The sequence below is a fragment of the Deinococcus fonticola genome, from assembly GCF_004634215.1.
Lineage (GTDB): Bacteria > Deinococcota > Deinococci > Deinococcales > Deinococcaceae > Deinococcus > Deinococcus fonticola.
Window position 1 is genome coordinate 161,278 of sequence record NZ_SMMH01000002.1, and the last position, 13,301, is coordinate 174,578.

General features: G+C 67.7%; 13 protein-coding genes and 1 pseudogene. 5 read left to right on the plus strand and 9 right to left on the minus strand.

Annotated elements, in window-relative coordinates; all coding sequences use genetic code 11:
* Positions 1 to 2: 2 nt before the first annotated feature.
* Positions 3 to 638: a ComF family protein gene (locus tag E5Z01_RS02115; protein WP_240738134.1), complete on the plus strand. Its 636-nt coding sequence runs from the start codon at positions 3 to 5 to the stop codon at positions 636 to 638.
* Positions 639 to 693: 55 nt separating this feature from the next.
* Here the strand turns inward: E5Z01_RS02115 and E5Z01_RS02120 are convergent, their stop codons facing one another.
* The 7 genes from E5Z01_RS02120 to lptB all read right to left on the minus strand — a co-directional run bounded on the left by E5Z01_RS02120 (position 694) and on the right by lptB (position 6,595).
* Positions 694 to 1,248 (minus strand): DUF1684 domain-containing protein, encoded by a 555-nt coding sequence (locus tag E5Z01_RS02120; protein ID WP_135227857.1) that lies wholly within the window; start codon positions 1,246 to 1,248, stop codon positions 694 to 696.
* Positions 1,249 to 1,296: 48 nt separating this feature from the next.
* Positions 1,297 to 1,515 carry an RNA-binding S4 domain-containing protein gene (locus tag E5Z01_RS02125; protein ID WP_167757721.1) on the minus strand — a complete coding sequence of 73 codons (219 nt, stop codon included), beginning with the start codon at positions 1,513 to 1,515 and terminating at the stop codon, positions 1,297 to 1,299.
* A 100-nt stretch (positions 1,516 to 1,615) separates the two neighbouring features.
* On the minus strand, positions 1,616 to 2,437 hold the full coding sequence (locus E5Z01_RS19370) for a hypothetical protein (protein WP_240738135.1): 822 nt from the start codon (positions 2,435 to 2,437) through the stop codon (positions 1,616 to 1,618).
* Positions 2,434 to 2,931, minus strand: coding sequence for a hypothetical protein (locus tag E5Z01_RS02145; RefSeq protein WP_240738136.1), 498 nt, complete (start codon positions 2,929 to 2,931; stop codon positions 2,434 to 2,436). The genes E5Z01_RS19370 and E5Z01_RS02145 overlap by 4 nt, the downstream gene beginning before the upstream one ends.
* Positions 2,928 to 3,896 carry an Ig domain-containing protein gene (locus tag E5Z01_RS02150; RefSeq protein ID WP_135227858.1) on the minus strand — a complete coding sequence of 323 codons (969 nt, stop codon included), beginning with the start codon at positions 3,894 to 3,896 and terminating at the stop codon, positions 2,928 to 2,930. Before E5Z01_RS02150 ends, E5Z01_RS02145 begins: the two co-directional genes overlap by 4 nt.
* 92 nt (positions 3,897 to 3,988) lie before the next feature.
* Positions 3,989 to 5,806: a DUF3084 domain-containing protein gene (locus E5Z01_RS02155; protein WP_135227859.1), complete on the minus strand. Its 1,818-nt coding sequence runs from the start codon at positions 5,804 to 5,806 to the stop codon at positions 3,989 to 3,991.
* 18 nt (positions 5,807 to 5,824) lie between these two features.
* Positions 5,825 to 6,595: an LPS export ABC transporter ATP-binding protein gene (lptB, locus tag E5Z01_RS02160; RefSeq protein ID WP_119762957.1), complete on the minus strand. Its 771-nt coding sequence runs from the start codon at positions 6,593 to 6,595 to the stop codon at positions 5,825 to 5,827.
* A 158-nt stretch (positions 6,596 to 6,753) separates the two neighbouring features.
* Between lptB and E5Z01_RS02165 the strand changes: the two genes are divergently transcribed.
* Complete coding sequence (locus E5Z01_RS02165) at positions 6,754 to 8,808, plus strand: N-acetylmuramoyl-L-alanine amidase family protein (RefSeq protein ID WP_135227860.1); 2,055 nt, start codon at positions 6,754 to 6,756, stop codon at positions 8,806 to 8,808.
* Between the two features lie 66 nt (positions 8,809 to 8,874).
* A complete protein-coding gene (locus E5Z01_RS02170; protein ID WP_135227861.1) occupies positions 8,875 to 9,474 on the plus strand; it encodes a hypothetical protein in 600 nt (199 codons plus the stop codon).
* Between the two features lie 244 nt (positions 9,475 to 9,718).
* Here E5Z01_RS02170 and E5Z01_RS02175 read toward each other — a convergent pair whose 3' ends face one another.
* Entirely contained in the window at positions 9,719 to 11,512 is a 1,794-nt protein-coding gene (locus tag E5Z01_RS02175) for a cation:proton antiporter (RefSeq protein WP_135227862.1), read from the minus strand.
* A 96-nt stretch (positions 11,513 to 11,608) separates the two neighbouring features.
* On the minus strand, positions 11,609 to 12,694 hold the full coding sequence (locus tag E5Z01_RS02180; protein ID WP_135227863.1) for a GGDEF domain-containing protein: 1,086 nt from the start codon (positions 12,692 to 12,694) through the stop codon (positions 11,609 to 11,611).
* Positions 12,695 to 12,830: 136 nt separating this feature from the next.
* On the opposite strand from E5Z01_RS02180, the gene E5Z01_RS20325 reads away from it, so the two are divergent.
* Together E5Z01_RS20325 and tnpA are read left to right on the plus strand one after the other, a co-directional pair.
* Positions 12,831 to 13,091, plus strand: coding sequence for a helix-turn-helix domain-containing protein (locus tag E5Z01_RS20325; RefSeq protein ID WP_135227864.1), 261 nt, complete (start codon positions 12,831 to 12,833; stop codon positions 13,089 to 13,091).
* A gap of 5 nt (positions 13,092 to 13,096) precedes the next feature.
* Positions 13,097 to 13,267: pseudogene (gene tnpA / locus E5Z01_RS02190) on the plus strand (IS200/IS605 family transposase); the annotation flags it as partial.
* Positions 13,268 to 13,301 lie beyond the last annotated feature (34 nt).

Consider the following 13,301-nt stretch of genomic DNA (forward strand, 5'->3'; position numbering starts at 1 on the left):
AGGTGCTGAAAAGGGGGCTGAACTGGCTGCGCCCACTGCTGCCGCGCGCCTGCCCCGGCTGCGGCCAGCAACTGGGCCGCGAAACCGGCCTGTGCGTCCGCTGCTGCGCCGGCCTGCGCCCACACCTGGAACGGCACTCGGTGCTGACTCCCGACATTACCCCGCACCTGGTCACACTGGGGCGCTACGACGCGGTGCTGCGCCGCTCGGTGCGCGCCCTGAAGTTCTCGGGCGTGCGCGACCTGGCCGGGCCGCTCGGGCTGGCCCTGGCCCAGGGCGTTCCCGCCGGGTGGCAGGTGCGGGCCGTTGTTCCAGTGCCGCTGCACCCGCGCCGGGAGCGTGAACGCGGTTACAACCAGGCCGAACTGCTGGCCCGCAGCATTGCCGCAGAACTTCAGGTGCCCTGCCTGCCGCTGCTGTCACGGACGCGCTACACCGCTGCCCAGTCCAGACGGCACGCCGCCCAGCGCCAGCACCTCACCGGGGCGTTTCAGGTGACGCGGGTCGTGCCGCCCGGTACCCTGCTGCTGGTCGACGACGTGCTGACCACCGGGTACACCCTGCAAGCCTGCCGGGATGCGCTGCTGGATGCAGGCGTGTCCCCGGCGAACCTCAAATACGCCGTGGTGGCACGTTAGAGCAGTTCTGCGAATGACGCGCTCTGGGGAAAGGCACCCCAGATAGCTCCATCCCTCAAAAGGGCAACCGCTCACCGGCGCGCACCGCTACCGGCAGGCGGTTGTGCAGTGGCGGCAGTGGGCACGTCCAGCCGTCCCCATAAGCGCAGTAAGGGTGGTACGCCAGGTTGAAATCCAGCATGACTTTCGCCTGGCCGGTCGTCTCGTCACGCCGCAGGGGCGCGTCCACGTACCGGCCCGCGCCGTAGGTCTCCGGGCCGCTGGTCAGGTCACGAAAGGGCAGAAACACGCTGCGGCGGGAATCGTCTCCCAGAGGCCCGAACACCTGAAGGGCATGCGTCCCGCCGCCGGGCAGGGGAAGGCCGACGGTGCCGATCAACTCCATGAAACGCGTCTCGCCACTGTTCGTTTCCAACGTGAACTCCGCCACGCCCCCTGTGGGCTGCACAGCGGGATGCAGTTCCAGGCTCAAACGCCATTCCGGTGCTTCGGGGTAGTAGGCCAGGCCCGTGAAGTGCGCCAGCGCCGCGCCGCGCAGCGGGCCACGCCCGGAGCGGAAGTACTCGTCCTTGCGCCGGCGGTGTTCCAGCAGGGCCGCGCTGCCCGTCATAGCTGCGCTCCCTTCATGGCTGCGATATGAGTCATAACTACACCCCTTTTATAACTGCACTGGGAGGCGTTCGCCCAGGTATTCCACGACGTCCCCGCTGCGCAGTTTCTTGCGCCGGCGCGTCTCGACCACGCCGTTAAGCTTCACCTCGCCGCCCTGAATACGGAATTTCGCCTCGCCGCCCGTCTCGACCAGCCCGCTGAGTTTCAGGAAGTCCTGAAGGTCGATGGTCGGCTCGTCCGGGTGCGGCAGGGGGGGGCGTGTCATGCCGCACAGCGTAGCAGGGGCCGGCCCGGTCAAGGCGGGGGAACCAAAAGGAAAGCGGCGCCCAGCCATCCAGGCGGGCGCAGCACGAAGAAGCAGGCATTCAGGGATTGCTGGGGGGCGGTGCGGGTGGTGTGGGTAAAGGAGCAACAGGAGCAGCCGGTGAGGTCGGAGCAGCCGGCGGCTTGGTGCCGTCCGTGCTCGTCCCCTCCGTGCCGGGGGTCGCCGGAGTGCCCGCGGCCGGGGTTGTCGTGGCCGGCGTCGTGGTGGCTGGCGTCGCGGTGGCCGGAGCCGGGGTAGAACCGCCACTGGCCGGGCTGGTGGCTGGGGGAGCGGCCGGGGCGGGCGCCGGTTGGGGTTGGGCGATGGCCTTGCTGTACAGCGCACTGAACAGCCGCAGGTCGGCGTCGTCCACTTTGCGGTCCTGGTTGAGGTCGCCGGCGGCGCCGGTGGTGGTGCCGAAGTTCGCCATCAGGATGGCCAGGTCGCTCAGGTCGGTCACGCCGTCGCCGTTCAGGTCAGCGCCGCCGAAGCGCTGCTGGGCCGCTGCCGGCGTCCACTCCTTCAACTTCAGTTCGGCCATCAAGACCTGCTTCACGGCCTCCGCCAGTGGCAGCGGCCCCTGCGGATTGATCTCGATGCGGCGCTCGGCACCGACCAGCACCACCCGCGCGATCTCGTCGGGGTTGAAGGGCGCGGCACTGACACCCACCCCCCCCACGGTGATGGTGGGGCCAGAGGACGCGTCCAGGGTCATCGGCACGTCCTTCGTAGCGAGCTGCGCGATGGCAGTCTGCACGGCCTTCACCAGCGCGTCCCCCTGCGGGCGCACCTTGATGCCCGCCGCCTGACCCCAGCCCAGTTGCGCCGAGGCCAGCAGCGCCAGCCCCAGCAGGGCGGCCCGGCGCCGTCCGCCGCGCTTCATTTGTTCCCCCGCGCGGCGCGAATGGCCTCGGTCAGTTTGGCCGGTTCGGTAATGGTCGCGGTGTCGGCCTTCAGGGCGTCCACCTTCACCTCGACCTTGCCGTTTTGCACTCCGTAGGCGCCCTGATTCACGCCCACCACCGGGCTGTCGAGCCTCGCGGTGTACAGCAGCAGGAACATTTCCTGGCCCAGCGTGATTTTCGGTGCGTCTTCCAGGCCGTCTAGCAGCAACAGGGCTGGTTTGCCGTCCTGCTGGGGCAGGCTTTTGACGTCACCAGCAATCGTCTCCTTGACTTCCAGCGGGTAGGCCAGGTAATTCACGTCTCCGGCCTTGACGCTCTTGGGCTGGCCCGGCACCGCCCGCACGATCACCTCGGCCTTCTGGGCCTGTTGTGCCAGCGTCAGCGGCACGCTCAGCGCCAGCGGGGCAGCCGCGCCCAGCGCCAGGACGCCCGGAACCAGGAGACTCAGTAAAGGAAAGGTGGCCCGCTTCACGGTTGCCCCTGCGGCGGGGTCGGAGCGGGGCTGGCCGGCGGAGTCGGCGTGGGCGAAGTGACCGGAGCAGGCGTCTTCTCGCTGCCGGTCGAGGTATCTGTAGAAGTACCACTGGCCGGCGGCGTGCCAGGCAGGGTGGTTTTGTCGGTGGTGGGTGTCCCGCTTGCGGGAGTCGTCCCCGCGGGCGCCGCAGCTGGCAGGGCAGCGGGCGCGGCGGGTGGGCGTTTCTTCTCGCCCAGCACCTTGCCCGCGCCGTCACGCGACTCGTACCAGAAATTGGAGGCCGAGATGGTGCCCGGCTTCAGCGGTTTCACCGTGACCAGCGCCACCCGCGTCCCCGAGCGCGGCACCGCCTTGAAACCCAGGTCGACGTTCAGGACGCTGCCTTCCTGGCGCCAGAACACCGGGCTGCTGGTGTCGGCCGCCTGCACGCGCGTGACCTGCACGTCCTTGCCCAGATCCCAGGTGAACCGCGCGGCCCGCACCGCGCGCGGGGCCTTCACCACGACCGGAATGCGCGTCTCGCCGCGAATCTCGCCGGGCGGCAGCATGGGCTCCAGCGACAGCGGCGGCAACTCGTTCACGTTCAGGGTGTAACGGGCGACCTTGTTGCTGAGGTTGGCGTCACTGGCTTCCAGCGTGAAGGCGTAGGTTCCCGCTTGCGTGGGCTTGCCCGACAGCACCCCGCCCGAGAAGGTCACGCCCGGCGGCAGACTGCCCGAAGCCACCCGGTACGCGTAAGGCCCCACGCCGCCGGACACCAGCATGTTCGCCTTGAAGTCCTCACCCACGTAAGCCACCGGCACGCTGGTGTTCTCGAAGGTCAGGGCGTCGGTGCGCACACTGCCGGTGCCGTCGGTCGTGCCCGAACCGCAGGCGCTCAGGCCCAGAACCCCCAGCAAGACCAGCGCCGGCGCTCCCGCTCGCCCCCGCGGCCTGCGGCCAGAAATGCTTCTTTGACTCATGTCCGGCATTCTAGGCGATGCAAATGAGTGAAAAAGCCCCCCAGGCTCATCTGAAGGTCATGCTTGCGCGCGCTTCGCTGTCGACGGCGCCTCTACTGAAGCTCGGCATACAGGTCGACGCGGCTGGCCGGTTTCACGTCGTCGCGCGCGGCCACCTTCAGCGTGACCTTGCCGCTGCGGCCACTGAGCTGCGACAGCAGGCTGGCGAACTGCGCCACGTCCAGGCCCTGGTTGTTGATGTAATCGCTGGGCACGCCCCTGGCCGTCAGCTCCAGCACGGCGTCCTGCACGATGTCGGTGATCTGCGCCTGGGTGGTCTTGCCGTCGACCGTGACCGCTCCCGAGCGGATGGCCTGCCCGGCGCGGTACAGGACGTTGTTGGCGCGGGCGTCGCAGGTGAGGTCCACCGGAAAGCCCACGGCGCTGTTCTGGGTGGCGCGGCACAGCACGAAACTGCTGGTGTTCAGGCCGCGCAGTTTCGTTTCCAGGGCCGTGCGGCTGGCGCTGTTCAGGCGCGCCGCGCCGCCCTGATCGTTGCCGCGTGAGCCGTGCGCCCTGGCAGCCTGATCCGCGAAATCCAGAAAGGTGCCCAGATTGCGGACACTGGGCACCAGCGCGGCGTACACGAGGTCGTTTTTCTGGTAAGCCAGCTCGGCGTTGCGGGTGACGTTCAGTTCGGCGCGGGCGGTGGTGTAGTCGTCACGCAGCTGCGCCAGTGTTGTGCGGGCGCTGTCCAGCTGGCGGGCGATCTCGGCGTTGCGGGCCTGGAGCTGCACCTGCTGTTTTTTCAGATTCGCCAGGCTGCCCTGTACCTGGTCGCGTTCGCGCATGGCCGCGTCGCGCTGCTTGACCAGCTGGTCGCGCTGCCCGATCAACCGGTCACGCTCCTGCTGCGCCGCCGTCTGCTGAGCCAGCGCCTGCTGCCGGGCGTTCACGGCCGCGTCCCGGGCGGCGCTCGCGGCGTCACGCGCGGCCAGCGCCTGATCCCGCGCCGCCTGCGCGTTCTGCGAAGCCTGGCGCAGTTGCCCCAGCTGGCTGTTCAGTTGCGCGATCTGGCTCTGCGCGATCTGGCGGGCCGAGCGGGCCTGAGCCTGGGCACGTTCCGCGTCGGCTCTGGCCTGCGCGGCCTGCGCCTGTGCTTGCTTCACGGTGGCCTGCGCCTCACGCGAGGCCCGTTCGGCCCGGGCCTGCGCCTCCTCGCTGCGGCGCTGGGCGGCCTCACTGCGCTGCTGTGCTTCTGCGCTGCGCTGCTGGGCACGCTGCCCTTCCAGAATGGCCTGCGCACTGCTGGTCTGCAAGGTCAGCAACTGATCTTTGAGGGTCTGCGCCCGCTCCTGGCTGGCGCGCAGTGCCGCTTCCGCCGCTCTGACCTGCTGCTGGGCGGCCTGCGCTTTTTTCTCCAGGGTTTTTTGCAGGGCCGTGAGGTTCTGGATGCGGCCCTCCAGCGCCGTCTGCTGCTTTTCCAGCGCCTGCTGCGTCTGGCGGGCCTGCCCCAGATCCTGCTGCGCGGTGTCCAGCGAGGTTTGCGCGGCCTTCAGGGTGTTCATCGCCTCGCTGCGCTCACCGGCCAGTTTCAGGGCGTCCTCGCGGGCACGGTCGCGCTCCTGCTGCACGGCTTTCAGTTCCTTTTGTACCGCCCCCACTTCGCGGCGCAGCGCCTCGATCTGGGGCCTGAGCTGGTCGGCCTGCGCGATGGTGTTCACGGCATTGCGGTTCAGGCCCAGAAACGCCGCCAGGCTGGCCGCGCTGATGCCCATGCCCGACAGCACCGCCACCAGCAGCGCGGTGGTCTTGGGCCGCATACCGAACCAGCGGATGTGCTTGCGCCCCACCTTCTTGGCGATGGTGTCGGCGGCGTAGGCCACCACGCCGGAAAGAATGACCACGAAGGGCAGAAAAAGCCACAGCATCCGCGTTTCCCCTTAGCCTTACAGCTCGAAATCGTCGCCCAGGTAATGCCGGCGGGCGTCCTCGTCCTGCGCGAACTCCGCCGGGGTGCCCTCGAATTTCACGGTGCCGTCGAACATCAGATACACCCGGTCGGTCAGGGCGATGGTCTCGCGCACGTTGTGGTCCGTGATGAACACCCCCAGGCCACGCCGGTCGCGCAACTCGCGGATCAGGCGCTGAATCTCCCGGATGCTCTTGGGGTCGACTCCGGTAAAAGGTTCGTCCAGCAGCAGGTAATCGGGGTCGGTGGTCAGGGCGCGGGCCAGTTCCAGCCGGCGGCGCTCCCCGCCCGAGAGCTGGTAGGCCAAACTGCCCGCCAGGTGCGTCAGGCCGAACTCGGCCAGCAGCGCGTCCGCCCGCGCTTCCTGCTCGGCTCTAGGCAGCTTCTGGTACTCCAGAATGGCCAGCAGGTTGTCGCGCGCCGTCATTTTCCGGAAGGCGCTGGGTTCCTGCGGCAGGTACCCCAGCCCCAGCCGTGCGCGCTCGTGCATGGGCAGGCGCGTCACGTTCTGCTGGCCCAGCCGGATCTCGCCGCCGCCAGGCCGGATAAAGCCCACCAGCATGTAAAAGGACGTGGTTTTGCCGGCACCGTTCGGCCCGAACAGCGCCACGATCTCGCCGGGCCGCACGCGGAAATTCACGTCCCGCACCACCGTGCGCTTGCCGTACGTTTTTGTCAGGCCCGAGGCGATCAGTTCCGGACGCGGGGGCAGGGCAGCGGCGGCAGGTGCAGGGGCGGGCGCGGTCACGGCTTCAACGTACCACGCGACTTTAGGCCCACTGTGAGTCCAGTGTCAGGCTGCGGCGCGCTGCCCCTCTTACCCGGTAGGGGAGATGAGAGGAGAGCAGCTTTCCCTACGGTTCACCTCTTGACCCGCGCACCTGCTGGCGTGCTAAACCGCTTGGTATGCCCGCCCATCCCCTGACGTGGCCCACGCGCAAGCCGGGCCGGCTGCTGCTGACCCTGCTGGTTCTCGGTGCCGGAAACGCCCTGGCCGCCCCGGACGTGTTCATCGCTTACCCGCCGCCCGAGTACCGCGTGCGCTACGCCAACGTAATCGTGGAGGGCAGCGTCACCCCCGGCGCGACCCTGACCATCAACGGCAAGGCGGTTGCCGTCGGCCCGGACGGCCTGTTCATGGAGTGGTGGCCGCTGAAGGCGGGGGTCAACACCCTGAAATTCGTGACCCGCCAGGGCAAGCAGGCCGGCAGCGCGACCCTGCGCGTGACCCGCACGCTGGCTCAGGGGATGCCCGCTACCCCCACCGCCATTGCCCGCACCAGCGTCACCCCGCGCGAGAACATCGAATTCTGGGACGCCGCCCGCGACTCGCCCGCCGAACGCACTGTCCTCATTTCCTTTCAGGGGTCGCCCGGCGGCAAGGCCAGCTTTCGCGTGGCGGGCGGCCCGCCGCTGGCCCTGCGCGAAGGCCCCGCCGGCACGTACAGCGGGCAGTACACCCTGCCCGAGAACGCCAGCGCCCTGAACGCCGCCATCACCGTGTCCCTGACCGGCAGGAACGGCCGCACGGTGTCCGCCGCCGCCCCGGGCCGCCTGACCAGCCTGCAGGGTGCCCTGAAAACCGGCGTGCAGAAACCCGGCAGCGTCCGGGGTCTGGGCCTGAACGACGCCACGACCCTGGCGACCACCCTCACGGGCGAACCCGCCCTGTACCCGCGGGACGGCATGACCTTCACCCTGGTGGGGCGCGTGGGCCAGGATGTTCGCGCCCGCCTCGGCAGCGGCAACAGCGTCCTGATCACCGCCCGGCAACTGACTGTGACGCCCGGCGCCCCGCCCCTGGCCCAGAGTGGCCCCCTGAGCATCAATTCGATCGCCGCTGTCCCCACGCCCCCGGCCAGCGCTTCAGGGGCGGTGTCCGGCAGTGTTCCGGTTCCAGTCACCGCCGCTGTTTCGGTGCCCCCGGTGCCCGTAATCACTGTGCCTGCGGTTCCTGCCACGCCATCTTCGAGCCCCGCCGTTTCTGCCACTCCGGTTCTGTCCACGACAACCGGCCCAGCTCCCGCCTCTGCCGCTTCACCGGTTTCCACGCTGGCCCCGCCTCCTGTCGAAATTGCGCCCGTGTCGCCCCCCCAGGTGATGGATGACCTGCAACTGCGCATTCCATTGAACGGCGCTCGCGTGCCTTTCCAGTTGCAGCAGAGCAACGCCAGCCAGGTGCAACTGAACCTGTTCGGCCTCCTTCTTCCCCCCACGCCCCCTACGCAGACGCACCCGCTGCTGCGCGGCGTGACCATTACGCCCTCCCCCGGCAGCACCCTGGTCACCGTCGACCTGAACACCACGCAACTGTGGGGGTTCACCGCCAATTACGACGGCCCCGACCTCGTCCTGACCATCAGGCAGGCTCCCGCATTGAACCGCACGCAACCCCTGGCCGGGCGTACTGTCACCCTCGACCCCGGTCACGGCGGCACGCAGAAAGGCGGCGCGGGCAGCCTGCGCGTCCCCGAGAAAGGCATCGTGCTGCCCATCGCGCTGCGCGTCGCGGAACTCCTGCGTGCCCAGGGCGCAAACGTCAACCTGACCCGCACGGGCGACGTGACCCTGGGCCTGTACGAACGCGACCTGAGCGCCGAAGCGGCGGGCAGCGACCTGCTGGTCAGCATCCACGCCAATGCCCTGGCCGACGGACGCGACCCACGCGGCATTCGCGGCCCCGAGGTGTTCTACACCCACCCCCAGGCGCAAGCCGTGTCGCAGGCCATATTGAACCAGCTTCGTGCCCGTCTGCCCGACCTCGGCCCCGGCCAGGGCCTGATGCCTGAGGCCAACCTGGCCCTGACGCGCCCCACCACCCAGATCAGCCTGCTGGTGGAAACCGCGTACCTGACCGACGCCGGAAACCTCCGCACCCTGATGTCCCCCGAAGGCAGGGAACGCTTCGCGCAGGCCATTGCGCAGGGCATCGTCGACTTCTACGTCTCTCAGGCAAAGTAAACGACATGGGCGACAGGTGAGGAAGGCCCTCAGAAACCAGTTAACGACCCTGGCTACTCTGGTCTCATGAAAAGAAACACCCTGCTGGCCCTGCTGGCCGCCCTCCCGCTGACCCTCGCCGCCGCGCAGGAAATCCAACCCATCAACCCCAGCCCGCTCCCCCCCGGCCCAGCCGAACCCTTCCCCACGCCCCTCACCCCACAGGTGCCCACGCCCCAAACGCCCCCCGGCCCTCAACCTGTCCCTAATCCCGTACCCACCGCACCCAGTGTTTTCGCCAGCCTGGTCGGCGTAACCGCTACCCTCTCCAGCCCCCTGACCCTGAAAGGCAAGGCCACCCTGGTATTCACGCTGAAAAGCACCCTGAACAACGACCTGACCCTCATGACCAACCGCGACAACCGTCAGAACTGCGCCTTTGCCCCCAGCCTGCGCGTCCTGAAGGTCGGCACCCGTGAAGTGGTGTACCCCGACGGCAGCGGAAACGCCATGCTGTGCGCCCAGGACATGAAAACCGACACCCTGAAGGCCGGCGGCAGCGTGCGCTACACCCGCACCGTGACCCTGCCCGCCGGGGAGTACATGGTGGAAGGCTGGTATCTGAGCCTCGCCGGGGAACAGCGAGTGAAAGTGGCCGCTCAGCCGATACGGGTGACGGTGAAGTAACACGACCTCCGATTGATTCCCTGGCAGTGGCGGGCCGAACGCTGGCCGGGAGTTCGTGGAGGGACAGCCGGGTGCGCTTTCCCGACGGTGCGGGCACGCAGCGCCCGTGTCAGATTTTCAATGGCGTAAGCCTGGCATGTCGGGATGACTGGCGAGTTCAAGTTGCTAGCGCACTCAGGCGCTGCCAGAACGATGACCGTCCCTGGTGAAGTGGGGGGATTTCCCTGGGCGGCACCGGCGAACCTCAACCTGACCGCACCGGGCCGGACAGCGAAATCACCTGCACGTCCTGCTCAGGAATGAACCTGTCCTGAAGGCTGACATAGAATTTTCCTTCCTGGCCCCAGAAGAGAATCAGGGCGTCCGGCTGATCCAATCTGAACTGGGAGAGCGGGTAGGTTTCGGTCAGGGCGGTGGTTTTGAGCCGTTCGCCTCCCCGGTAGCGTTCCTGCAAGTGGGCGAAGGTCGGTTCGCTCTCGAAGGCTATGCGGGCGCGTTCCTTCTCGTCGAGCTGGGTGCGTTCATGCTGGCGGTCAGGCCGAAGTTGAAAAACATGCTGCCGCCCGAACTCGCGGACATACTTGCGGGCCGAAAGGGCATTGGCCTCGTCGTTGGGCGTGAGCGCCAGCAGGTTACCGATGCCTTCCAGAGACACGTCCGCCGTCGTGGCGCTGAGCAGGCTGCCGTAATAGGCGTTCAGGCCCGTCAGTTTCGCCTGCCGCACGTTGTCGAGGTTGGTGTCGGCCAGCAAGACGTCCGCTCCGGCGCGTGTCAGGGCGCTGGCGATATCCCGCCCCAGCGGGTGCGCTCCCACGATCAGGTAACCGTCGCGCTCCGCCTCGGTCACCCCGAGCGCCCTTGCCACGGGCTTGGCGGTCAGGCTCGCCAGCACCACCGTGCCCACGATCACCGCGAAGACCAGCGTGACCAGCGTTTCTGCGCCGGGCACGCCCAGTTCCTGAAGGCGCGTGGCGAACAGGGCACTGATGGCCGCCGCCACGATGCCGCGCGGGCCGACGTAACTGATAAAGAGCCGTTCTCTCAGGTTCAGGCTCGTCCCGGTGGTGCTGAGCAGCACGCTGGCGGGCCGGACCAGCAAGACCACCGCCGTCAGCAGCAGCAGGGGGGCGGGCTGGAAGACGCCCAGCAGCGCCTCAGTGCGGATATTGGCGGCCAGCGCCACGAAGATGGTCGAGAGGAGGATCACCACGATCTCCTCCTTGAAGTGCAGAATGCCCTCCACCTGGCTCAGTTTCGAGTTCGCCAGCAGCACGCCCATGAGGGTCACGGTCAGCAGGCCGCTTTCCGGGGCGAACGCGTCACTCAGCCCGAAAGCCAGCAGCACCCACGCCAGCACCGAGGGGTTGATCAGGTGCTCGGGCAGCCAGTCGCGCCTGAGCACCAGCACCAGCAGGCCGCCCATGATGAGGCCCAGGGCGGTTCCCACGCCCACGAAAGACGCCACATGAAAGACGGTGGCCGAGAGCGCCCCACCCCGCGTTTCACTCCTGACCCACTCGAAAGCGATGGCGGCAGCCAGTGCCCCGATCGGGTCGATCAGAATCCCTTCCCAGCGCAGTACGCTACTCACTCGCTCGTTCGGGCGGATGTTCTTCAGCAGCGGCGCGATCACGGTCGGCCCGGTCACGATCACCAGCGCCCCGAACAACACCGCCACGCTCCAGGACAGTCCGGTGATGAAGTGCGCCGCGGCGGCGGCCAGCCCCCAGGTCAGCAGCGCCCCCCAGGTAATCAGCCGCCGCACCGCCTGGCCGTGCCCGGACAGGTCGGAGAACCTCAGGGTCAGCCCGCCCTCGAACAGGATGACGGCAATGGCCAGCGAGGTCATCAGGGATAGCCCCTGCCCGGTCAGCACCGCGCCGGGAGCCAGGACGTGCGAGACCGGGCCGAGAAGAAACCCGATGAGCAGCAGCGGCAGAATGGCCGGAATACGCCAGCGGGCGGCGAGCAGTTGCGCCAGCAGGCCCAGCGCCACGATGACCGGCAGGGCCACGATAGGGTGGTCGAAGTGCAGCATCCGGCCCCTACCTTAACTGCCAGACCTGAACCCAGACCTGAACGAAGACAGGAAACGCCGCCCGGCCCCTGCCGACCCACGGTAGGCTCCGTTCGCTCAGGAGCTCGGCCCCGCCCCCTCCCCGAGTTCCGGCGACCAGACCACACTGCGGTTGCGGCCCCCGGCCTTAGCGGCGTACAGGGCGGCGTCCGCCCGCTGGAAGCAGTCGCCCTCCGTCCCCCAGTCCCCGCGCCGCGCGATCCCGGCGGAGACGGTCACCCTGCCGCCCGGCAACGCCGCGAAGCGGGTGTTCTCCACCGCCTGGCGCAACCGCTCGGCCAGGGCGGCGGCAGCAGACGATCCCGGCGTGCGGAAGATCACCGCGAACTCTTCCCCACCGTAGCGGTAAGCCTGGTCGGACGCCCGCAGCTGCGACTGCAACACCTGCCCAAGTTGCGTGAGCACCTCGTCGCCCACGGCGTGACCGTGCGTATCGTTGATGGCCTTGAAATGGTCGATGTCCAGCAGGCACAGCAGATCGGCAGGCTCCATGGAGGCCACGTCCTGGTCAAACTGGCGGCGGTTGGGCAAGTCCGAGAGGTGATCGCGGTGGGCCTGCTGAGCGTAGGTCGCCACCAGTTGCAGCAGCTGGAAGCGGCTCCTGAGGATCCCCAGGCTGATCCAGAAGCCCGTGTAGGACAGGGCCAGCAGAGGCAGGTAAACCGTCAGGTAAGTCTGCATGTCCCCGCGCAGTATGGGCAGCAGCACACCGTTGGGTACGAATACCAGCAGCAGCCGCCACCACAGGTTGGGCACGTCCAGGCGCGGTGCAAACAGGTTGACCGAGCGGCCCAGCACGCCCGCCGCGACCACCACGCTGACCGCGCTGAAGGCCGCGACCAGAACCCCCGCCCCCCCGAGGTGAAGGCGGTACAGCAGCAGGGGAATCAGGCCGATGAGGCCCGCCCGCACCCCCTTGCGCAGGGCCAGGTAGGCGATGGGCACCGCGCGCATATCGATGATGATGCCTGGGGCGATCTCCGCCGGGTAGAGCATCAGCGGGACCGCCAGCAGGGACAGCAGCGTGACCCGCTGCCAGTGAACCTGGCGGCTGAGCATGTCCTGGGCGCTGCGGTAGGTCAAGCTAAGCAGATAGATCAGTGTGACCAGCACACAGAGATTAAGGAGCAGGTGCGAGAGCAAGGTGGAGCCTCCTGACACGCTGCACGCTACCCGTCAGGGCGTTGCAAAACGTGAGTTCGGGTTAAGCACAAAAAGTTTCACTTATAGAATAAGGGGATGGGTTGACCAGTACGCCAGATTGAAATCACCGAAGCGGATGACCTCCAGCTCCGCGAACCTGGATGAATCCCTACATTCACCCGAAAGTGCGACTGAGAGCCAGTATCCTTTGAGAGCCAGTATCCTTCGCCTGCACCGCACGGGAATGACCGTGCAGCAACTGTCTGCGCATTTTGACCGCAACCACCAGGCGATCCACAACGATCTGACCCGCTTCGAGCAGCACGGACTGGCGGGGCTGGCTGATCAAGCGCCCCGGCCACGCCCTACCAGGTTCACTTTCCGAGCGCAAGGTTGAAGCCATCGTCTGAAATCAAGATTCTGAAGGGTGTGGTGAGCGGCGACCACGTCCACATCCTGGTGAGTGCACCGCCAACGATGGCACCGAGCGAAATCATGCGACGTATCAAGGGACGAAGTTCGAGCAAACTGATGGAAGAATTTCCACGATTGCAGCGGGAATTTTGGCGACGGCGTAACTGCTCAGCACATAAATCGGGGGAATTAG